18 protein-coding genes are annotated in these 21,617 nt (G+C 72.5%); 7 read left to right on the top strand and 11 right to left on the bottom strand.

The features are described 5' to 3' along the window. Positions 1–92 precede the first annotated feature (92 nt). Entirely contained in the window at positions 93–2,174 is a 2,082-nt protein-coding gene (locus ABZX75_RS00320) for a TerD family protein (RefSeq protein WP_355406189.1), read from the bottom strand. Between the two features lie 270 nt (positions 2,175–2,444). Here ABZX75_RS00320 and ABZX75_RS00315 point away from each other — a divergent pair, with 270 nt between their 5' ends. After that, positions 2,445–2,636, top strand: coding sequence for a hypothetical protein (locus tag ABZX75_RS00315; RefSeq protein ID WP_355406187.1), 192 nt, complete (start codon positions 2,445–2,447; stop codon positions 2,634–2,636). A gap of 31 nt (positions 2,637–2,667) precedes the next feature. Here the strand turns inward: ABZX75_RS00315 and ABZX75_RS00310 are convergent, their stop codons facing one another. Continuing rightward, entirely contained in the window at positions 2,668–3,468 is an 801-nt protein-coding gene (locus tag ABZX75_RS00310) for a site-2 protease family protein (protein ID WP_355406186.1), read from the bottom strand. A gap of 73 nt (positions 3,469–3,541) precedes the next feature. On the opposite strand from ABZX75_RS00310, the gene ABZX75_RS00305 reads away from it, so the two are divergent. Further along, positions 3,542–7,159 (top strand): BTAD domain-containing putative transcriptional regulator, encoded by a 3,618-nt coding sequence (locus ABZX75_RS00305; protein ID WP_355406184.1) that lies wholly within the window; start codon positions 3,542–3,544, stop codon positions 7,157–7,159. A 66-nt stretch (positions 7,160–7,225) separates the two neighbouring features. On the opposite strand, the gene ABZX75_RS00300 is transcribed toward ABZX75_RS00305, so the two are convergent. From ABZX75_RS00300 to panB, 3 genes are all read right to left on the bottom strand, one after another. After that, positions 7,226–8,086 (bottom strand): ABC transporter permease, encoded by an 861-nt coding sequence (locus tag ABZX75_RS00300; RefSeq protein WP_355406182.1) that lies wholly within the window; start codon positions 8,084–8,086, stop codon positions 7,226–7,228. Continuing rightward, a complete protein-coding gene (locus ABZX75_RS00295) occupies positions 8,083–9,108 on the bottom strand; it encodes an ATP-binding cassette domain-containing protein (RefSeq protein ID WP_355406180.1) in 1,026 nt (341 codons plus the stop codon). Before ABZX75_RS00295 ends, ABZX75_RS00300 begins: the two co-directional genes overlap by 4 nt. 134 nt (positions 9,109–9,242) lie before the next feature. Next, entirely contained in the window at positions 9,243–10,112 is an 870-nt protein-coding gene (gene panB / locus ABZX75_RS00290) for a 3-methyl-2-oxobutanoate hydroxymethyltransferase (RefSeq protein WP_355406178.1), read from the bottom strand. Between the two features lie 286 nt (positions 10,113–10,398). On the opposite strand from panB, the gene ABZX75_RS00285 reads away from it, so the two are divergent. Further along, the gene (locus ABZX75_RS00285; RefSeq protein ID WP_355406176.1) at positions 10,399–11,427 is read left to right on the top strand and encodes an endonuclease/exonuclease/phosphatase family protein; all 1,029 of its coding nucleotides are present in this window, start codon (positions 10,399–10,401) and stop codon (positions 11,425–11,427) included. A 92-nt stretch (positions 11,428–11,519) separates the two neighbouring features. Here the strand turns inward: ABZX75_RS00285 and ABZX75_RS00280 are convergent, their stop codons facing one another. Beyond that, the gene (locus ABZX75_RS00280) at positions 11,520–13,274 is read right to left on the bottom strand and encodes an NAD+ synthase (protein ID WP_355406174.1); all 1,755 of its coding nucleotides are present in this window, start codon (positions 13,272–13,274) and stop codon (positions 11,520–11,522) included. 59 nt (positions 13,275–13,333) lie between these two features. Beyond that, entirely contained in the window at positions 13,334–14,590 is a 1,257-nt protein-coding gene (locus ABZX75_RS00275; RefSeq protein ID WP_355406172.1) for a hypothetical protein, read from the bottom strand. Positions 14,591–15,188: 598 nt separating this feature from the next. Between ABZX75_RS00275 and ABZX75_RS00270 the strand changes: the two genes are divergently transcribed. Together ABZX75_RS00270 and ABZX75_RS00265 are read left to right on the top strand one after the other, a co-directional pair. Further along, complete coding sequence (locus ABZX75_RS00270; protein WP_355406170.1) at positions 15,189–15,890, top strand: DUF998 domain-containing protein; 702 nt, start codon at positions 15,189–15,191, stop codon at positions 15,888–15,890. Further along, positions 15,887–16,768 (top strand): alpha/beta hydrolase, encoded by an 882-nt coding sequence (locus tag ABZX75_RS00265; protein WP_355406168.1) that lies wholly within the window; start codon positions 15,887–15,889, stop codon positions 16,766–16,768. Before ABZX75_RS00270 ends, ABZX75_RS00265 begins: the two co-directional genes overlap by 4 nt. Here the strand turns inward: ABZX75_RS00265 and ABZX75_RS00260 are convergent. The 4 genes from ABZX75_RS00260 to ABZX75_RS00245 all read right to left on the bottom strand — a co-directional run bounded on the left by ABZX75_RS00260 (position 16,753) and on the right by ABZX75_RS00245 (position 19,154). Next, entirely contained in the window at positions 16,753–17,172 is a 420-nt protein-coding gene (locus tag ABZX75_RS00260) for a CBS domain-containing protein (RefSeq protein WP_355406166.1), read from the bottom strand. The two genes, ABZX75_RS00265 and ABZX75_RS00260, sit on opposite strands and share 16 nt — an antisense overlap. 173 nt (positions 17,173–17,345) lie before the next feature. Continuing rightward, positions 17,346–18,044 (bottom strand): DUF305 domain-containing protein, encoded by a 699-nt coding sequence (locus ABZX75_RS00255; RefSeq protein WP_355406164.1) that lies wholly within the window; start codon positions 18,042–18,044, stop codon positions 17,346–17,348. Further along, positions 18,041–18,730, bottom strand: coding sequence for a DUF3105 domain-containing protein (locus ABZX75_RS00250; protein ID WP_355406162.1), 690 nt, complete (start codon positions 18,728–18,730; stop codon positions 18,041–18,043). The genes ABZX75_RS00255 and ABZX75_RS00250 overlap by 4 nt, the downstream gene beginning before the upstream one ends. Positions 18,731–18,782: 52 nt before the next feature. Continuing rightward, on the bottom strand, positions 18,783–19,154 hold the full coding sequence (locus ABZX75_RS00245) for a hypothetical protein (RefSeq protein WP_355406160.1): 372 nt from the start codon (positions 19,152–19,154) through the stop codon (positions 18,783–18,785). A gap of 174 nt (positions 19,155–19,328) precedes the next feature. On the opposite strand from ABZX75_RS00245, the gene ABZX75_RS00240 reads away from it, so the two are divergent. Both ABZX75_RS00240 and ABZX75_RS00235 read left to right on the top strand, forming a co-directional pair. Beyond that, positions 19,329–20,690, top strand: a complete 1,362-nt coding sequence (locus ABZX75_RS00240) for a glutamine synthetase family protein (RefSeq protein WP_150519875.1) — start codon at positions 19,329–19,331, stop codon at positions 20,688–20,690. Between the two features lie 218 nt (positions 20,691–20,908). Next, positions 20,909–21,574, top strand: coding sequence for a histone deacetylase (locus tag ABZX75_RS00235; protein ID WP_355406158.1), 666 nt, complete (start codon positions 20,909–20,911; stop codon positions 21,572–21,574). Positions 21,575–21,617: the final 43 nt, after the last annotated feature.

Genomic DNA, 21,617 nt, shown 5'->3' with positions numbered 1-21,617 from the left:
GAGGTCCGAGCCGCGGCGTCCGCCTGCGGCGCAGCGGCCCGGCCGGTGATCCGGTCCGATGGGACCGGCGCACCGGCCCGGTGGCGCCGCCGTCAGCCCCGGCGGCCGGCGCGCGCCTCGACGGCGCCGAGGTGCGCGACCACCGAGCGGTGGAAGCGGTCCACCGCCTCGTCGACGCTGCGGATGAATCCGGACTCCGTATTGCCGCGGCTGTTGCCCATTCCCTTGATCAGCGACAACCGGAACCCCGTGAGCGGGGCGCCGTCCCTGGGCAGGAGATCGCCCGGCTCCGGGCGCAGCCGCTCCAGGGTCCCGCGGGGCCCGCCGCCCGCCCCCTCGACGAGGCTCTCCACGTGCAGATCCGCCGGTGCCTCGGTGAGCATCCGTAGCATCCGCTTAACCGTGGCCAGCGGATACGCGGCGTCCGGCGCCGGAACCTCGACCGACGTGCGGACCTTGCCCGTCCGCAGGTCGGCGGTGACCGCGATGACACCGCTGGACCCGTCGATGCGCAGCTCCGCGGAGAGCCGGCCCTGCTCGCATAGTTTCTCGGCCGCCGCGACGCGCCGTTCCCGCGGATCGCTGCCCCGCCGGGCGCGCTGCACCGGCAGGGCCTTCTGCCCCAGCTCACCACCGAGGCGCAGGCAGACCTGGCGGATGAGCCGCTCCCAGCTCTCCACGACGTCGACGGCTCGCGCGTCCCCGAGGCTGAGGGTCTCCTCCTCGATGCCGTTGCGTACGGGGACCCATGCGGGGCCCATGTTCTGGAAGCCGTGGCATCCCGAGTTCTCGTGCTGGAGGTACTCCAGGAGTTCCTGGAGGAGCCAGGCGTGCGCGGCGTTGCTCACGCCCTCGTGGCGAATCAGCATCTGCGCCTGGTGGGCCACTTCCGCCCACGACAGGTGCCACAGGCTGACCTTGTGCTTGCGCCGGCCGTCGATCTTGACGTCGACGATGGCCGCGCCTTCGAGGGCGACGTCGTTGGAGAGCGTGATCACCGCCTCGTAGCCGCGGCGCGCGGCGATGTCCACGTACTGCTGGACCTGTTCGGCCTTGAGCGGGTTGCCGTTCGTCTTCGTCTCCACGAGGGCCGTCCACAGCTTGCCCGCACGCTCCACCCGGATCACGCCGTCCGGCCGCTTCGGGGCGTCGCCGTGGGGGAGGGACACCTCGGTGAAGGTCTGCATCCGGCCGGCGGGGGCGCCGAAGGCGGCGGTGAGCCGGCGTCCCAGCTCCGGGACCTGCGCCATGACGGACAACAGTACGGAGGTCGCGCGTACCTCCCGGTCCTTGTCGCTCTTGAGTGACGGGACCGGGAACAGCCGCGCTCGGCGCCAGGAGTCGTTCTCGGCGAGCGACTTGTCGGCCACCTTGGGCAAGGTGACCTTCTTCTTCGTCGTACGGGGGCCACGGCCGCGGGTCTGGGCCGGCACGGAAGCGGCGGGCGCGGCGGCGGGCACGGAAGCGGCGGCCGCGGCGGAGGGTGCGCCCGTCTCCGGCTCGGCGGGCCTCGCCATCGTCGGCTCCGGCGGTTCGCCCACCGCGGGCGCTGCCGGCGCCCCGGCTCCGCCGCGATCCACCGCCCCTTCGGGCACCACGCCCGCGTCCGCTCCCTCGGGCTCGTCGGCCTCCTCCTGGACGGCGATGCCGAAGTCCGTGGCGAGACCCGCCAGTCCGGTCTCGTACCCCTGCCCCACGGCGCGGAACTTCCACTCCTCGTCCCGCCGGTACAGCTCGCCGAAGATGAAGGCGGTCTCCACGCCCGCGTCGTCGATGGAGAATCCGACCAGCGGTTCGCCGGACCGGTCCGCGACGGTCATCCGCAGATCGTCGAGGTCTCCGAAACGGGCGCCGCCGTACTGGCTGGCCGCCACCACGATCCGCGCGACGTCCGGCGGCACCGCCGTCAGGTCCACGCCGATACGGTCCTCGTCTCCGCTGTCGGTCGGCGTCTTGCCCAGCAGCTGCACGCTTCCGTCCGCGGCGGCGGGATTGTTGTAGAAGTAGAAGTCGTTCTCGCTGCGAATCTTGCCGTTCTCGTCCAGCAGCAGCACGGAGACATCGGCATCACCCGCGCCGGAGGCGCTGCTCCAGCCGAGGCTCACGACGACCGAACCGGCGTCCTCGCTGAGGGCGGTCAGACTGACGTTCGCGCCCTTTGAGATCTCCTGCATGTGTTCCCCCCAGGTGCCCGGCGGCGGCGGTCACAGGCCGAGCAGGCCGGGCAGTCGTTCTGGCGCGCCCAAAGGTGAGGCGCGTATCCGGCGAACGCTAACGCCGCGCCGTGCGGAACATCGGGTAAAGGCGAAAATGGGTCGGATGTGATGCGTGATGCGCCGGCGGGCCCGGCCGTGCCCGGCGCCGCTTCCTTACGGGAGCACTGCGGGGCATGGGGGACACTGGACGGGATCGACCCCGTCGCGTGTTTCCGAGGAGCTCTTCCCATGCCCCGCCTTGCCGTCTTCGCCGTAGTCGTCTGCGCCCTCGCCGTGGCCGCGGCCGTCGTCGCCTTCGTGGAGGGCAGCTTCCTGGGGATCGTCTGGGTGCTGCTTGCGGGTCTCACGTCCAACATGGCCTGGTACTACGTGCGCAAGGCGAAGGCCGAGAAGGCCACCGAGGCCGGGCGCCGGGCGTAAGACGCAGGCGGCGGGCCGGTCCGGACAGGATCTAGGACGGCGGGATCCCGCAGATGCCCTCGGCGTCCAGCCAGAAGCGGTAGAGCTCGCGACCGCAGTACGACTCCAGGTCCGACACGCCCAGCGCGGACAGCAGGTCGCGCACCACGTCGAAGAAGAACCCGTTGACCTCCGGGATCCACAGCAGCGCGAAGACGGCGATCAGCCCGAACGGCGCCAGCGGCGCCACCTCGCGGCGCACCCGGTGCGACAGCCAGGGCTCGATGACCCCGTAGCCGTCGAGGCCCGGCACCGGGAGGAAGTTCAAGATCGCCGCCGAGACCTGGAGCAGGGCCAGGAAGGCGAGCGCGAAACGGAACGCCTGCGGGACCCCGTCGAGCGCGTTCAGCCAGAACGGCGCCGTGCAGACGACGGCGAAGACCACATTGGTCAGCGGGCCCGCCGCCGAGATGAGGCTGTGCTTCCAGCGGCCCTGGATCCGGTCGCGTTCGATGTACACGGCGCCGCCGGGCAGGCCCAGCCCGCCCAGGATCACGAAGAGCACCGGCAGGACGATGCTGAGCAGCGCGTGCGTGTACTTGAGCGGATTCAGCGTCAGGTAGCCCTTCGCGCCGACCGAGAGGTCGCCGCTGTGCAGGGCCGTACGGGCATGCGCGTACTCGTGCAGACAGAGCGACACGATCCAGGCCGACGTGACGAAGAGGAACACGGCGAGCCCGGCGCTCGTCGAGTAGCCCGTCCACACGGCCCAGCCGGTCACCGCCATGACGGCGACGATGCCGAGGAAAACGGAACTGATCCGCCGCTCACCGCGGCTGCCCTGATGACCCATGCGGCGAAACCTATCCCGGAGGCCGGACGGAAATCGGTTCGGGTCCGGGTCCGGGTCCGGTGACAATGGGCCGGTGCGTTACGCGATCCTCGGTACGGCCCAGGTCCTCCGCGACGACGGGACCCCCGTCCCCGTCGGCGGAGCTCGCCTGCGCGCGCTCCTGACCGCGCTCGCGCTGCGACCGGGGCGGGCGATCCCGGCGCACCTGCTGGTGGCCGACGTGTGGGACGGCGCCCCGCCGGCCGACGCGACGGGCGCCCTGCACGCACTCGTGGCCAGGCTGCGGCGGGCCCTCGGGCACGCCGCGGTGCGCTCCGCGGAGGGCGGCTACCTGCTCGCCGCGGAGCGGGAGGACATCGACCTGTACCGCTTCGAGCGGCTGGCGCGGGCCGGGGGCGCGGCGCTGGCCGCCGGGGACGCGGCCGGGGCCACCGCCCTGTACGACGAGGCGCTCGCGCTCTGGCGCGGGCCCGCCCTGGCGGATCTCCCGGACCCGGTCGCGGAGGCCGCCCGCTGGGAGGCCGTACGGGTCGACGCGCGCCGGGGCCGGCTCGCCGCGGAGCTCGCCCTGGGCAGGGCGGAGGCCGCCCTGCCGGAGCTGACCGCGCTGTGCGCGCAGTTGCCGCTGGACGAGCCGTTGCAGGCCCTGCGGATCCGGGCCCTGCGCGACGCGGGCCGCGCGGCGCAGGCGCTGGCCGCGTACGACGCCGTACGCCGGGACCTGGCCGCCCGCCTGGGCACGGACCCGGGACCCGCGCTCCGCGTCCTCCACACCGAGCTCCTCACCCCCACCGCCGAAACCCCGCGCGGCCCGACGCCGCCCGCCGCCGACCGCGCGCCCGCCGCCGGCCGCACCCCCGCCGCCGACCCCGCCACTGGGCCGTCCGGTCCCACCGGAGACCCGTACCCGGCCGCCTCCGCCCCCCAGCACGCCACGCCGCCCCCGCCCCCGCCGGGCGCAGGCACGACCGCGTCCCCGCCCCACGCCGCCGCTTCGGCCGGTGCGGGCCGCGGCGACGGCCCGCCGGGCACCGCCGCGGGCCGTCCCGCCGCCTCGGGCGACCGGCACACGCCCGCGCAGCCCGGCCGAAGCCAGGCCCCGCCGGGCACCGCCGAAGGCGGTCCGGGGGGCCATGTTCCGCCCGGCCGGGGCAGCGGCAGCGCGCTCGGGAACCTGCGGGCCCGGCTCACCACCTTCGTCGGGCGGGAGGACGACATCCGGGTCATCGGGGAGGACCTCGCGCGGGCGCGGCTCGTCACGTTGCTCGGACCCGGCGGGGCCGGCAAGACGCGGTTGTCGCAGGAGGCCGCCGAGGCGCATGCCGAGGCCGCGTGGCCCGACGGGGTGTGGCTCGTCGAGCTCGCCCCCGTGGACGATCCGGACGACGTCGCCGAGGCCGCGCTCGCCGCGCTGGGCGCGCGGGAGACCAAGCTGCGCGGCGCCTCCGCCGAGGAGATGCGGGCGCTGACCGACCGCGGCGGGGACGCCCCCCTCGACCGGCTCGCCGAACACTGCGCACGGCGCCGGCTCCTGCTGCTGCTCGACAACTGCGAGCACGTCATCGGCGCGGCCGCCGAGCTCGCCGAGCGGATCCTCACCCACTGCCCCGGCGTCCAGATCCTGGCCACCAGCCGGGAGCCCCTCGGCGTGCCGGGGGAGTCGCTGCGGCCCGTGGAGCCGCTGCCCGACCCGGTCGCGCTACGGCTCCTGGGCGACCGCGGCGCCGCCGCCCGGCCCGGTTTCACCGTCGCCGAGGACCCGGCCGCCGCCGCCGAGATCTGCCGCCGCCTCGACGGCCTGCCGCTCGCCATCGAGCTGGCCGCCGCCCGGCTGCGCCTCCTGACCCCGCGCCAGATCGCCGCCCGGCTCGACGACCGCTTTCGTCTGCTGACCAGCGGCGCCCGTACCGTGCTGCCCCGCCAGCAGACCCTGCGCGCGGTCGTGGACTGGTCCTGGGACCTGCTCGACGAGCCCGAGCGCACCGTTCTGCGCCGCCTCTCCGTCTTCGCCGGCGGCTGCGACCTCGCCGCCGCCGAGACGGTGTGCGCGGACGAGGGCGGACTCGATGTCGCCGACGTCCTCGGCTCACTCGTCGACAAGTCCCTGGTCGTCGCCGCCCCCGCCGCTGACGGTTCCGGCATGCGCTACCGCCTGCTGGAGACCGTCGGCGAGTACGCCGCCGAGCGGCTCGCCGCGGCCGAAGGCGACCGCGAGGCCACCGAGCACCGCCACCTCGTCCACTACCGCGAACTCGCCCGGACCACCGAACCCCTGCTCCGCCGCCACGGCCAGCGCGCGGCCGCCCAGCGCCTCGCCACGGAGTACGAGAACCTCCGTACGGCCCTGCGCCACGCCGTCGCCGCCCGCGACGTCGGCGAAGTGCTGTGCCTCGTGCACTCGTTGGTCTGGTACTGGCAGATGCACGACCTGCGCAGCGAGTCCCGGCACTGGTCGGCGGCGGCCGCGGCGCTCGGCCCGGACCCCTTCACCGGGACACCCGTCGTGCCCGCCGAGCCCGTCTACGAGCGGCTCGTCGACACGCCCCCGCCCTATACCGGCGAGCTGCTCACCGAGGCCTGGCGCGGCATCCAGATGATCCGGCTGGCCTCCCGCGACCAGAGCAGCGACAGCTGGAACACCCCGGAGGTCCGCGCCCAGGTCGACGGCGTGATCGCCGCCTACCGGCCCGGACTCCCGCAGACCTGCCGGGCCCCTGCGGGCCTCTGGGTCTACGCCGTCATGATCGCGGGCGATCCGGGGCTGCTCCAGCACGCCGTCGACGAGACCGTCGCCACCGCCCGCGCGCTCGGCTACCGCTGGGAGCTCGCCTCGGCGCTCCAGCTGCGCGCCAACATCCTCGCCAACCGTGCCGACTGGGCCGGCGACGCCTCCCGCGACGCCGAGGAGAGCCTGGCGCTCTTCCGCGCGCTCGGTGACGACTGGGGCTGCGCCGAGGCGCTCTCCGCCCGCGCGGAATCCCGCGAGAAGTGCGGTCGTTACGCGGCGGCCGCCGAGGATTTCCGTGCGGCGATCGAGCACGCCGAACGGCTGGGCGCCAAGGCGCAGGTGGCCGTGCTGCGCGTCCGGATGGCCGGGACCCTCACCGAGAACGGCCAGGTCGAGGAGGCCGAGGAGATCCTCCAGGAGATCGTCGCCACCGTGCAGCGGCACGGCAACGAGGCGATGCCCGCCGCCCGGTTGTTCCTTGCGGGCATCCTCGGCCGCACCGGCCGGATCGTCGCGGCGCGCGCCCAACTCCAGGCTCTGCGCGACGAGTTCGCCTTCGGCGCGTACGCCATCTTCGACGGGTTCCTGCTCGGCATGATGGCGTGGCTGGACAACCAGGAGGGCAGGTACGAGGACGCGCGGGCGCTGCTCCGCCGGGCCGCGGCGACCGCTCTGGATCCCCTCGCGCTGATGGTCGCCCCGCAGCAGCCCGCGGTGTACCTGCTGACGGCTGCCCTCTCCCTCGTCTCGCTCGGTGGTGCGCGGCGGGAGTACGACGGCGCCCGCCTGCTCGGCGCCTATCGGGCCCACCTGCCGCCCCGGCACTTCCCCGTCACCACGGAACGTGAGGACTGCGCGCGGGCCGAGAAGCTGGCGCGGGCCGCCCTCGGCGACGCGGCGTACGAGGCGGCGTACGCCGAAGGCGGCGGCCTCACGCTGGCGGAGGCCACCGCCCTGATCTGACCCGGTCCGCCGATCCGCCCGTCCGTCGGTCCGCCCGTTCGCCGGTCGGGACAGTTCAGGCCCGGATCAGGTCTTCTGGCGGAACTTGCGGACCGCGAGCGGCATCGTGACCGCCGTGATGGCCAGCGACCAGCCCAGGGTCATCCACACCGAGTGCGCGACCGGACCGCCGTTGATCAGGCCGCGGGCCGCGTCGGCGAGGTTGGACAGCGGGTTGTAGTCCGTGAAGGACTGCAGCCAGCCGGGCATGGTCGACGGCGGGGCGAAGATCGAACTGCCGAACTGCAGTGGCATCAGAACCAGCATCGCCATGCCCTGGACGGCCTGGGCGGTCTTCATGGTCAGACCGAGCAGGATGAAGATCCACATCAGTGAGGCGCCGAAGACGGCCGACAGCCCGATGGCGAAGAACAGGTCCAGCACCGAGGTCTTGATCGACAGCCCGAGCAGGAAGCCCACGCAGAGCAGGATGGTGATGGCGACGAGCATCCGGCCGATCTCAACGACGATCTTCGCGAGGAGCACGGAGGACCGGGCGATGGGCATGGACCGGAAGCGGTCCATGACGCCCTTCTTGAAGTCGTCGTTGACGCCGGTGCCGACCGCCATGGCGATGTTCATGCCCATCATGGCCATGAGGCCCGGCACGACGTAGTTCACGTACTCGGCCTGGTTGCCCTTGCCGGAGATCGCGCCGCCGAAGACGAAGACGAACAGCAGCGTGAAGATGATCGGCATGAACAGGACGTCGAACATCGACTCGGGGTCCTGCTTGATCTGCAGGGCGTTGCGGCGCACCAGGGCGCCGATGTGCCGCAGATTGGCCCGCAGGCCGATCCGGCCCTCGCCGGGCGGAACGGCGGCGGCGGGCCGGGGTGCCGGGGCGGCCCCGGTATCGGTGGGCTTCGTCGTGGTTACGGTGCTCATGCCGCGACCCCCTCGGTCTGCTCGGCGGAAACGGAGTCCTCGGCGGAGGCGGGCTTCTGGCCCGTGATGGACAGGAACACCTCGTCTAGGCTGGGCAGGTAGGTGCCCAGGTCGGCGATGGCGTACCCGCGGGCGGCCAGCAGCCCCACCACGGCGGTCAGTTGCTCGTCGCTCAGGATCGGGACCAGCAGCACGCCCTCGTCCGGCACGGCCTGGGAACCGGCCACGCCGTCCAGCCCCGCCTCCGCCAGCGAGCGCGCCATGCCCGGCAGATCGCCCGCGGCAGCGGGGCGGATCCTCAGGGTGCGGCCGCCGACGCGGGCCTTCAGCTCGTCGACCTTGCCGTTGGCGATGACCTTGCCGCGGTCGATGACCGTCAGCTCGTCGGCGAGCTGCTCGGCCTCCTCCATGTACTGGGTGGTGAGCAGGACGGTGGCCCCTTCGGCGACCATCCGCTTCACCTCTTCCCACACCTCATTGCGGGTACGGGGGTCCAGACCGGTGGTCGGCTCGTCCAGGTAGAGGACGGCCGGGCGGCCGATCATGGAGGCGGCCAGGTCGAGCCGGCGGCGCATACCGCCGGAGTAGTGCATCGCCGCCTTCTTGGCGGCCTCGGTGAGCGAGAACCGTTCCAGGAGCTCGTCGGCGCGCGAGCGGGCGTCCTTGCGCGAAAGGTCGAGCAGCCGGCCGATCATGTAGAGGTTCTCCCAGCCGGAGAGCTTCTCGTCGACCGAGGCGTACTGGCCGGTCAGGCCTATCGTGCGGCGCAGCTGCCGCGGCTGGCGGACCACGTCGTAGCCCGCGACGGTCGCGGTCCCGGCGTCCGGGGTGATCAGGGTGGACAGGCACCGCACGAGAGTCGTCTTGCCCGCGCCATTGGGCCCGAGGACCCCGAGGACCGTCCCCTCGCGGACGTCCAGGTCCACACCGTCCAGTGCTTTGGTCTCGCCGTAGTGCTTGACCAGCCCCCGGACCTCTACGGCGTGCGGGCCGCTCAGGGGCTTCTTGTCGTTTCGCGTCATGCCCCCCATGGGAGCATCCGCCACTGACAAAGCACCGACAGCCGGCCGACAGGCGGCTGACACTCCGTCGGCGGACAGCCGACAGCCCGCCGGCATCCGGGCCGGCGGGCTGTCGTCGCTCGGACGTGCCGGGCCTAGTGGAAGGCGTGCTCCTCCTGCGGGAACGTGCCGCCGACCACGTCCTCGGCGAAGGCCTTCGCCGCGTCGCCCATGGTCTCGCGCAGGTTCGCGTACTGCTTCACGAACCGCGGCAGCTTCCCGCCGGTCAGACCCATCATGTCGGTCCAGACCAGCACCTGCGCGTCGCACTGCGAACCCGCGCCGATGCCCACCGTCGGGATGTGCAGGGACCGTGTGACCTCGGCGGCCAGCTCGGCGGGGACCAGCTCCAGCACCACCGCGAAGGCACCCGCGTCCTGCGCCGCCTTGGCATCGCGCAGCAACTGGTGCGCGGCCTCGTCGCCGCGGCCCTGCACCCGGTATCCCATGGCGTTGACGGACTGCGGGGTCAGGCCCAGGTGGGACATGACCGGGATGCCGGACTGCACGATGAGCTCCGTCTGACGCAGCGAGCGCTCACCGCCCTCCAGCTTCACCGCACCGACACCGGCCTCCTTGACGAGGCGGGTGGCGCTGCGCAGCGCCTGCACGGCGCCTTCCTGGTACGAGCCGAAGGGCAGGTCGCCGATGATCAGGGCCCGGCTGGTGCCCCGTACGACGGCCGCCGACAGCAGGGTCATCTCGTCCATCGTCACGGGGACGGTGGTCTCGTAGCCGAGGTGACAGTTGCCCATCGAGTCACCGACGAGCATGACCGGGATGCCGGCCCCGTCGAAGACGGACGCGGTCATCGCGTCGTATGCGGTGAGCATGGGCCACTTCTCGCCGCGTTCCTTGGCGAGGGTGAGGTCGCGGACGGTGATGCGCCGGGTACCGGTGCCTCCGTACAGCGTGGGGGAGGCCGCGGATGCGGGTTCGCGGGCAGGCGAAACGGCATGCGTCATTGCAACTGCTCCTTGTGTCATCTCGAGGCACCCTCACGGTGTCCCCGGACTCACCCACCATGGTGGCATCCTCGCGGCCCGAGGCGGAAGTGGGGCGAAGGCCCGTCCTCCAATGTGCGCGTTTCGTGACAACCGGAACCCGGGGCGTACGGTCGTTCGTCCTCCCGGACGTACGACCGCAAGCGGCGGTCGTGACGTGTCGTGACGTACGGCACGGAAGGCTCCGCTCATCGCCTAGGGTCAAGGGGCGGGGACGGAGCGCGAGCACGGCAGTGAGGGCAGTGGCATGGCACAGGCGTACATGACGGAGACGGGGAACGGCGGCTCGGAGCGCGAGCCCTCCGAATCCGGTTTCCGGCGCCGGCTGGTCGCCCTGCGCGGTGACCGGGGCATCTGGCGGCGGGGGATCGTGCTGGCCGCGATCGCCGTGCTGATCTCGCTGGTCATGATCTTCCACGCCGATCTGCCCAACGACGTGGGCAACTTCGGCAGCCTCACCGAGACCTTCCTGCCCTGGCTGGGCCTGGCCGTCCCGGTGCTGCTGGCCGCCGCCGTGTACCGAAAGTCGGCGACCGCGCTGATCGCGATACTGCTGACGGCCGCGGTCTGGATCAACATCTTCGGCGGCCTGGTCACCGACAAGTCCGGCTCCGGAGGCAACCTCACGGTCGCCACCCACAACGTCGACGCCGACAACGGCGATCCGCGCGGCACCGCCGAGTCGGTGGCGAAGGGCGGGGCCGACGTGCTGGCCCTGACCGAGCTCAAGGGGAGCGCCGTCCCGGTGTACGAGAAGGCCCTCGCGGACACGTACGAGTACCACTCGGTCGAGGGCACCGTCGGCGTGTGGAGCAAGTACCCGCTGACCTCCAGCCGGCCCGTGGACATCAAGATGGGCTGGACCCGGGCCATGCGCACCACCGTGGCCACTCCGGCGGGCGACATCGGCGTCTACGTCGCCCACCTGCCCTCCGTCCGGGTCAAGCTCAAGGCCGGCTTCACCGCCAACCAGCGCGACAACAGCGCCGACGCGCTGGGCGCCGCGCTCGCCGCCGAACCGCTGAAGAAGGTCATGCTGCTCGGCGACCTCAACGGCACCATGAACGACCGCGCGCTGTCCGAGGTCACTTCCCAGATGCGCTCCACGCAGGGCGCGGCGGGGGACGGATTCGGTTTCAGCTGGCCGGCGCAGTTCCCGATGGCGCGGATCGACCAGATCATGGTCCGCGGGATGAAGCCGGATGCCTCCTGGACCCTCCCGCGCACGGGCAGCGACCACCTGCCCGTCGCGGCCCGGGTCACCGTCAAGCCGTAGAACCGCGGGACGCGGAGCAGCCGTACGAGCCGCAGGTACGCCGGGGCCCCGGCGCGGGTACCGGTGACGGTCTCTCACACGTGCTCGCGCTCTTACACGTGCTCGCGCCAGCCGTTCGTGATGGGCAGCCGGCGGTCCTTGCCGAAGCCCTTCGCGGAGATCTTCGTGCCCGGCGGGTACTGACGGCGCTTGTACTCCGCCGTGTCCACCATCCGCAGGGTCCTGGCCACCAGCTCGGGGTCGAAGCCGGCACCGACGATCGCCTCCAGGCCCTGGTCGCGGTCCACGTACAGGGCCAGGATCGCGTCGAGCACCGGGTAGTCCGGCAGCGAGTCCGTGTCCACCTGGCCCGGGCGCAGCTCCGCGCTCGGCGCCTTCACGATCGAGTTCTCGGGGATCGGCGGGGTCTCGCCGCGCTCGGCCGCGGCCCGGTTGCGGTACCGGGCCAGCCGGAAGATGTCCGTCTTGTAGACGTCCTTGATCGGGCCGTACGCGCCCACCGAGTCGCCGTAGAGAGTGGAGTACCCGACGGCCAGCTCCGACTTGTTGCCCGGGGCCAGCACGATGTGGCCCTCCTGGTTGGAGACGGCCATCAGCAGGGTGCCGCGCAGCCGGGACTGGAGGTTCTCCTCGGCCAGGCCGGTGAGGCCCAGCGAGCCCATGTACGCGTCGAACATCGGCTCGATCGGCACGGTCCGGAAGTTCAGGCCGGTCCGCTCGGCCGTGTCGGCCGCGTCGCCCCTGGAGTGGTCGGAGGAGTACTTCGACGGCATGGAGATGCCGTAGACGTTCTGCGCGCCGATCGCGTCGCAGGCCAGCGCCGCGACGAGCGCGGAGTCGATGCCTCCGGAGAGGCCGATCAGGACGGAGCGCAGACCGTTCTTCTTGACATACGCGCGCAGGCCCACGACCAGTGCGTCGTAGATCTCCTCGTCGTCGTCGAGGCGGGCGGCGTAGCCGCCGGTGACGACCGGCTCGTACGGGGCCACGGGCTCCTCGGACAGGATCACCCGGTCGATGCGCAGACCGTCGTCCACCACCCCCTCGGGGGCGTCCGCGCGCGCGGCGGGCAGGTCGAGGTCGACCAGGACGCAGCCCTCGGAGAACTGCGGGGCGCGGGCGATGACCTCGCCGTCGGCGTCGACCACGATCGAGTCGCCGTCGAAGACCAGCTCGTCCTGACCGCCGATCATGGCCAGGTAGGCGAGGGTGCAGCCGGCCTCCTGGGCCCGCTTCTGGACCAGTTCGAGGCGCAGGTCGTCCTTGTTGCGCTCGTACGGGGAGGCGTTGATCGAGATCAGCAGCCCGGCCCCGGCGGAGCGGGTGGCCGGGACGCGGCCGCCCTCCTGCCAGAGGTCCTCGCAGATCGCCAGGGCGACGTCGACGCCGTGCACCCGGATGACCGGCTGGGTGTCGCCCGGCACGAAGTACCGGAACTCGTCGAACACGCCGTAGTTGGGGAGGTGGTGCTTGGCGAAGCGCAGGACGACCTGCCCGCGGTGCAGCACGGCGGCCGCGTTCTCCGGGGAGCCGGCCGGCCGGCCGAGCCGGGGCGCGGCCTTCTCGGTGCGGTCCAGGTAGCCGACGATGACCGGGAGTTCACCGAGGTCCTCGGCCGCCAGCCGCTCCGCGAGCCGGCGCAGCGCGGTGCGGGAGGCATCGACGAAGGAACCCCGCAGGGCGAGGTCCTCGACGGGGTACCCGGTCAGCATCATTTCCGGGAACGCCACCAGATGGGCGCCCTGCTCGGCGGAGTGCCGGGTCCAGTGGACGACCGCGTCGGCGTTGGCGGTGATGTTGCCGACGTGCGAGTCGATCTGATTCAGCGCGAGGCGAAGTTGAGGCACGGGCCCAGTCTAATCGTCTTTCTGACGCGATGTCCTGGACCCTGCCGACTTCGCCGTCGTCAGCCGATCGGCCCGGCGTACTTCACGTCATCGAGCAAGGTTCCGGCCGAGATGTCCGCGGTGATGCTCGTGGTGCCCTCGGGGACCTCGAAGGCGACGACTCCGCTGGCGGATTCGCCCGGCAGGATGGAGCCCTCGATCATCTTGGGCACGCCGCCGCCGTAGTCGAAGACCTTCTCGGCGGTCATCCCCTTGTCGTCGCGGACGTTGGGCATGGCGTAGATCACCTCGTGCGGCGCGGTCGTGCCGTTGGTGATCGTGACCGTGATCTGGATCGCGTTATTCCACTTCTCCCGGGCGTACAGGCCTGACGGCTTGTACTTCTTCGGCGCCGAGAGGGTCACCTTGATGCCGCTGTCGTACGTGAAGGTCTCACCGAACGGCAGTGCGCTGGTCAGGCCCGGGACCTCGGAGGGTGTCGGCGAGTGCGACGGCGACGGCACGTCGCCGGGGTCGAGCTGCTCCAGGTCCTCCTGCTCCCAGTCGATCTCCTGCTCCAGGCGGTCGGCGGCCTTCTCCGCCACGTAACCGGTGAAGAGGAACCCGCCGACCGAGGCGCCCATCCCGAGCACGCCGAGGGCGGTGCCGACGATGGACATCACCTTGCGCGGGGCGCCCTGGGAGGAGCGCACGATGGCGCCGATGCCTATGCCGACGGCGGTCATGGCGAGGAGGCAGCCGGCCCAGAAGAAGAAGGGGGTGAGCCCGATGACGATGCCGGCGATGGCGACGGCCAGGGCGGCGACGGCCAGCCCGTTGGTGGTCGGGGGCGCCTGCTGGTAGGCGGCGTACGGGAAACCGGCGGCGGGCTGGGCCCAGGGGTTGGCGAGGGCGCCGGGCGCGCCGCCGTGGGCACCCGGCGCGCCGGGGGCGAAGCCGCCCGGCGGCGACGGGGAGGCCGGGGGAGCGGGGGTGAGCGGCGCGAACGGCGTCGGGGCCGGTTCCGGGGCCGGTCCGGGGGCCGGGGCGGTCGCGGTGACCGCCACCGGAGCGGGGTCCGGCGCCGGGGTGGTGTCCGGGGGGTCTGCGGGCGCCGCCGCCTCCACGGGGTCTGCGGGCGCCGCCTCCATGGGCGCCGCCTCCACGGGTTCGGCGGAGGCCGGGGCCGGTTCGGGGGCCGGGGCCGGGGCCGGGGTCTTCTCCAGCGACAAGGGCTGGGCGGGCGCCGGTATGGAAGCCGCCTCGGGCGGGGGTGTGCCGGCCGGTTCCGTCGGCGGGTCGTGCGGGGTGCTGGGCGGGTTCGGCGGGGTGCTCATACCGGCGGGGGCGTCCTTATGTCGCAGCGTCGTGATCACCGCAAGACTGCCATGCCCCCGCCGTGCTTCCCCAGGAATTTCGCCCAGGGGCTGTCCGCCGGTTTGCCGGACCGGCCCGGCGTACGGTCCGCGCCCCCGAGCGGCGCGGTGTCGCGTGAGCCGGCCGGTCCGGCGCCGAGGATCAGCGGAGTGAGGGCCTGCGCCGGGCGTGCGAGGGGGACGGGCAGAGGGGCCGTGGGGTCCATGGGGTCTTCCATGCCGGTGTCGCGCGCTCCGACGCCACCACGGCCGACGACCGCGCCGTCCGCCGTGCGGCAGCCGCGGCGGGCGGCGCCGGAGCGTGGTGTGGCTCACGATGCGCGGCGGACGCGGCGGCCGAGGCAACGGACCGGGCCGCAGGCACGTCCTCCAAGGCGTGGGAATCAGTGAGATGACTCAGCGGGTACGTGGTCACGAGGCCCGGCGGCAGTGCGGCGGGCAGCGGCAGTCGAGGGCACGGGGCGGCTTGCCGGGCGCAGCGCGTCATGAACGCAACCCTACCCGGGGAGGGTATCCGGGCATAGGACCGACCCTGGATCCTTCTAGTATTAGTCACACTATGTCCACAAAAGGTCTCTCTTTGCGGACCGCCCGGCTGGTCGCCGCCCTCATCGGGCTCGGCGCCGCCGCCTACACGGCCTGGGTGCTCGAAGTCGTCCTCTCGACGGGGCTCAACCCCATCGAGACGTACGTCAGTGAACTCGCCGCCCAGGACCAGCCGCTCGGCGGCCTCTTCCGGGCCACCGACTTCACCGCCGGGATCCTCGCCTTCGCCGGAAGCCTGGTGGCCCTGCTCCGGCTGGTCCGGTACGCCGAATCCCGCCGCCGGTGGGCGGTCGCCGGCTGGTCCGGTCTCACCCTCTTCGGCGCGGCCACCGCCGCCGACGCCTGGCTGCCGCTGAGCTGCACGCCCACCGTCGACCCCGTGTGCGCCTCCCGCGAGACCGCCGGGCTGGTCCCGGCCACCCATCAGGCCCATGCCGTCAGCAGCAGCCTCGCCATGGCCGGCGCCCTCATCGGGATCGTGGCCCTCACCTACGCCGCGCGCCGCTACGGCTGGTTCGCCCCGCTCGCCCGCTACGGCCCCGCGCTCGTCGTCCTCGAACTGCTCGCCACCGTCTGGACGCTGTCCGCCATAGCGCTCTTCACCGCCGGGCGCGGGACGTGGGCCCTCGGCGCCGGGCAGCGGATGCAAGTGCTGCTCGTCGCCCTCTGGCTGGGCCTGCTCGCCTACTCCGTCCACAAAGAGCACCGCACATGACCGGCAACGGCACCGGCCGGTTCCTGCACGGCCTCGGTCCCGACGCGGTGCCGCTGCACGTCGTCGTCGAGGGCCGGGGTCCGGTGTGCGTGCTCAGCGCCGGGCTCGCCATGGCCTGGTTCGACTGGGACCCGGTCGCCGCGCTGCTCGCCCCGCACCGCACCGTCGTCCGCTTCGACCGCCCCGGCCACGGCCTCAGCGGCCCGGCCACCGCGCCGCCGACCGCCGCCGGGGAGGCCCACCGGATCGCGGCGCTGCTGGACGCGCTCGACCTGCCCGGCGCCGGCCGGGTCACCGTCGTCGGGCACTCCCTGGCCGGGTTCCACGCCGAGGCCTTCGCCCGCCTGCACCCGGGGCGCACCGCCGCACTGGTCCTGGTCGACGGCAGCGTCGAGGAGGCCCCCCGTACGATCCTGCCCGCCGCGGTGCGCACCGGCGTGGCCCGCGCCCTCGGCCGGGCGGTGACCGCGGCCGGACTGCCGGCCGCGCTGGGACCGACGGCCCGGCGCGCCACCGTACGGGCCTCCCGCACCGGCGGCTCCGACCCGGCCACGGGGGACCTCGTACGCCGCTGCTACCGCACCGGCCGGGTCTGGCGCGGGGCCCTGCTGGAGAACTCCCGTTACCCGGACATGGCGGCCGAGGTCCTGGACCTGCGCCGGACGCACCCGCTGGCCGCGCCCACCACCGTCCTCGTCGGCTACGACGGCTCGGCGGGCCGGGCCGGCCTGCGCTGGCTCGGCCGCCAGGCGGACCTCGCCGACCGGATCGGCGCCCGCTTCGAGGTCGCCGATCCCTCCGGGCACCTGGTCATGCTGGACCGCCCGGACCAGGTGGCCCGGGCGGTCAGCACCGCCGCGGATCAGCCGCGCGCGTAGACCTTCTCCACGAAGCTCGCGATCTGATCCTCCGAGAGGTGCTGGGCCAGGTCGGCCTCGCTGATCATGCCGACCAGCTTCTTGTTCTCGATCACCGGAAGACGCTTGATCTGGTGGCTCTGCATCTCGTCCAGCACCTCGGAGACGTCCGCGCTCGCCTCGATCCAGCGCGGGGTCCCCTTGGCCATGTCACCGGCCGTCACCTTCGACGGGTCGTGGCCCTTGGCCACGCAGCCCACCACGATGTCGCGGTCGGTCAGGATGCCGCAGAGCCGTTCATCGGCATCGCTGATGGGCAGTGCGCCCACATTGAGCCGGCTCATCAGCTCAGCGGCCCGGTCAAGCGTCTCGGTGGCGGGGATCCACTGGGCCCCGGGGTGCATGATCTCTCCGGCGGTGGTCATGTGCGTCAACCTCCTGAGCGTGTCGCGCCGTAGCGGCGGGGCGCGGGTGCGCCCGCCCCGGCGTCCTCCGTCTCCGCCGCACCGGGCCGTTCGGCCCCGTGCGACCGCACAGGGTGAGCACACGCCCGTACGGGTGAGAGGACGCCCTCCCCCCACCGTACGGGCGTGTCCCTTCAGCCGCGCGGCGCGGCCCCGCGCTGCCTCAGCATGTCCGCCATGAGGGTGAGCTCCGACTGCTGCGCATCGGCCATGCCCTGGGCGAGGTCCCGCTCGACGGGGATCCGGCACTGCCGCGCGCAGCCCTCGGCCATCGCGACGCCGCCCTGGTGGTGGTCCGTCATCAGCTGGAGGTACAGCACCTCCGCGTCCCGGCCCTCGGCCGCCTCCAGCTGCGCGATCTCGGCCTTGGTGGCCATGCCGGGCATCAGCGCACCGGGCTTGGCGGCGCCGTGACCGGAGTGCCCGCCTCCGGCGTCGTGGCCGGCGGGCCCGTCCCCGGCGTCGGATCCGCCCGTGGTCCCCATCCAGGACATCGGCGGCTCGCCGGCTACCACCTTCGGCAGCCCCCACAGGTCCAGCCAGCCCAGCAGCATGCCCCGCTGGTTGGCCTGGGTGTTGGCGATGTCGTAGGCGAGGCTGCGTACGGCCTCGTCGCGGGTGCGGTCCCGCACGATGAAGGACATCTCCACCGCCTGTTGGTGGTGGACCGCCATGTCCCGGGCGAAGCCCGCGTCCGGGGAGTGCAGCCCCGGCGTGCCGTCCCGCTGGTCCGCGGCGCCGCTCGCGGCGGCGACCGTGGCCGCCGCCGCGAACAGCAGTGCGAGCAGGACGGCCGTGCCCGCCGCCCAGTACGCACGGGTGGGACGGCTCACTTGTCGCCCAGCCCCTGCGTGCAGGCCGCGCCCGGCTCCGGCGTCTGCGGGCCCTGTACGTACTTGGTGAAGAACTGCGCGACCCGCGGGTCGTCCGCCTTCTCCACCGTCAGCTGCTTGCCCCACGCGCTGAGCATGATGGCGCCGGCCTGCTCCTTGACCGGGCTCATCAGCGTGTACGGGGTCTTGCCCACCGTCTCGGCGAGCTGGTCCAGGTCGCCCTTGGCGGCCTTCTCGTTGTACGTCACCCAGACCGCGCCGTGCTCCAGCGAGTGCACGGCGTACACCTCGGGCACCGGGTTCTTGTAGACGTCGCCGTTGCAGTTCATCCAGCGGGGGTGGTGGTCGCCGCCGACCGGCGGGTTCATCTCGTACTTCACCGGGGTCTCGACGTGGTTGCGGCCCAGGGTCTTGGCGTCCCAGGTCTGCTCGCCGCTGACCGGGGTCTTGCGGGCCGTCTCCGCGGCGTCCTTCTTGCGCTGCTCGGTCTGCTGCTGGTCGATCATCACCCACGCGCCGAAGCCGACCAGGCCGACGACGATGACCGCCGCGCTGGTGATGGCGATGGCCTTGTTGCGCCGGTCGCGCGCTCGGTCGGCACGCCGCATCTCGGCTATGCGCGCCTGGCGGGAGTGCGGGTCCGTGTTGTTGCCGTGATTGCCGTTGTTGCCGGTCCAGCTGGCCATGTGCCCTGATTCCTTCTGCTGAGGGGGGTGGTGGGACGCGAAACCGGACTCGTCAGGTCCGCAGCACTTGCAGGGCATACGGGTCGGGGGCGCGCGCGAGCGGCCCGGGCTGCCGGACCCGCCCCGCCGGGCCGGCCGCGGCGGGAGACGGCGGCGCACCGCCCGCCGGGGTCACGGCGGGAGGCGGGACGGGCAGCACGGCCGGGGTCACGTGCGTGAGGGGCGAGCAGCCCGGCACCTCGTACGGGGACACGCAGACGGCCCGCTCGTCCTGCCAGGACACGGGGGCGGAGTCATGGGCCTCGCCGGGCCGTGCGCAGAGGAACAGCGCGCCGACCAGTACCCCCAGGAGCGCCGGGAGGACGGCATGCCGAAGCGTGCGGCGTCCGCGCCGTCCGCGCTGCGTGTGCTCCCAGCCCCCCATGGGCGCAGATGGTAATGCTCATGACGGGTCTGAGGTCAGTGCGGGGGTGCCGCGACCTTTCGCGGGTGCGTAATGTGGCGGAAACCACCACGGGCGATACTGGGCCGGACCGACTGTGCCCCCCGGCCTCCGGGGCGGTGGTGCACAGGCCGTCTGAACTGCGAGGATGAAGGTATGGACAAGCAGCAGGAATTCGTCCTCCGGACGCTTGAGGAGCGCGACATCCGGTTCGTGCGCCTGTGGTTCACCGATGTACTTGGCTTCCTCAAGTCCGTCGCGGTCGCCCCGGCGGAGCTGGAGCAGGCCTTCGACGAGGGCATCGGCTTCGACGGCTCCGCGATCGAGGGCTTCGCCCGGGTCTACGAGTCCGACATGATCGCCAAGCCGGACCCGAGCACGTTCCAGATACTGCCGTGGCGCGCGGAGGCCCCCGGGACGGCCCGGATGTTCTGCGACATCCTGATGCCGGACGGTTCCCCGTCCTTCGCGGACCCGCGCTACGTCCTCAAGCGCATCCTGGCCAAGACCTCCGACCTGGGCTTCACCTTCTACACCCACCCGGAGATCGAGTTCTTCCTGCTGAAGGACAAGCCGCTGGACGGCTCCCGTCCGGTCCCGGCCGACAATTCCGGCTATTTCGACCACACTCCGCAGAACGTCGGCATGGACTTCCGCCGCCAGGCGATCACCATGCTCGAATCCATGGGCATCTCGGTCGAGTTCAGCCACCACGAGGGCGCCCCGGGCCAGCAGGAGATCGACCTCCGCTACGCCGACGCGCTCTCCACGGCCGACAACATCATGACCTTCCGCCTGGTGATGAAGCAGGTCGCGCTGGAGCAGGGCGTGCAGGCCACCTTCATGCCGAAGCCCTTCTCGGAGTACCCGGGCTCGGGCATGCACACCCACCTCTCCCTCTTCGAGGGCGACCGCAACGCCTTCTACGAGTCCGGCGCCGAGTACCAGCTCTCCAAGGTCGGCCGCTCCTTCATCGCGGGCCTGCTCAAGCACGCGGCCGAGACCGCCGCGGTCACCAACCAGTGGGTCAACTCCTACAAGCGCATCTGGGGCGGCTCCTCCCGCACCGCCGGCTCCGGCGGCGAGGCCCCCTCGTACATCTGCTGGGGTCACAACAACCGCTCGGCCCTGATCCGCGTCCCGATGTACAAGCCGGGCAAGACGGGCTCCTCGCGCGTCGAGGTCCGCTCGATCGACTCGGGCGCCAACCCCTACCTGACCTACGCCGTCCTCCTCGCGGCAGGCCTCAAGGGCATCGAGGAGGGCTACGAACTCCCGGCCGGCGCCGACGACGACGTCTGGGCCCTCTCCGACGCCGAACGCCGCGCGATGGGCATCGAACCCCTCCCCCAGAACCTCGGCGAGGCCATCGCCCTGATGGAACGCAGCGAACTGGTCGCGGAAACCCTCGGCGAGCACGTCTTCGACTTCTTCCTCCGCAACAAGAAGCAGGAGTGGGAGGAGTACCGCTCGGAGGTCACGGCCTTCGAGCTGCGCAAGAACCTCCCGGTGCTGTAACCCCAGGTCAGGCGGCCTTCCGGGTCGGAACCCCACTCAGGGCCAGCGGCACTCAGCCGCTGGCCCTGAGCCGTCTCACCCGCCCTGGGGCGTCTGTGGGCCGTCCGGTGCGGAACCGGTGGCCTCATACATCCCATCCACGGCCTGCCGGGTCCGCCCCTGGCTACCCGGCGTGTGGTCGCCCGTGGGGGGCCTTCGGGGTGCGATACATGAGCGCCATGAGCGTCGTACATGCCGTGGAAGAGGCCCGGATCGAAGGGGCCGTGCCCGAGGTGGTCTGGTACACGTCCTACGGCTCGAACATGCACATGGACCGCCTCGCCTTCTACATCGCCGGGGGGACTCCTCCCGGGGCCTCGCGGCGGTATCCCGGATGCCGGGATCACCGGGCTCCCGAGCGGTCGGTGCCCGTCGAGCTGCGCGGGCGCCTGTACTTCGCCACGGAGTCCGCGGTGTGGACCGGGGGGAGGGGCTTCTACGACCCGACGGCACGCGGGCGGACGCGTGCGCGCGCCCATCTGGTGACGGCGCAGCAGTTCTCCGACATCGCCGCTCAGGAGATGTACCGGGCTCCCGGCCTCGATTTCGATCTCACCACCGTCCTGCGGGACGGGCGGGACGAGGTGGGCCCCGGTCGGTACGAGACGCTCATCTGCTCCGGCGTGCTGGAGGGCGTTCCCGTACTGACCTTCACGGCGCCCTGGACGATGCACGAAGTGGACTGGGCCAAGCCGTCCGCCGCGTACGTCAAGTACCTGGCGGCGGGAATGCTGGAGTGCGGACCCTGGGACGAGCGGTCCATCGCCGAGTACCTCACCGCGTGCCCCGGGGCGGCCGGCCATTGGAGCGCGGACCAGGTCGTGGACCTCCTGACATCGCCCTGACATCGCCCTGACGTCCTGGGCGGCCGTCGCCGCGCACCGCTTT

This window comes from Streptomyces sp. NPDC003038, assembly GCF_040611115.1.
Lineage (GTDB): Bacteria > Actinomycetota > Actinomycetes > Streptomycetales > Streptomycetaceae > Streptomyces.
Note: the sequence above shows the minus strand (reverse complement) of the source record. Positions and strands in the feature narration are given on the sequence as shown.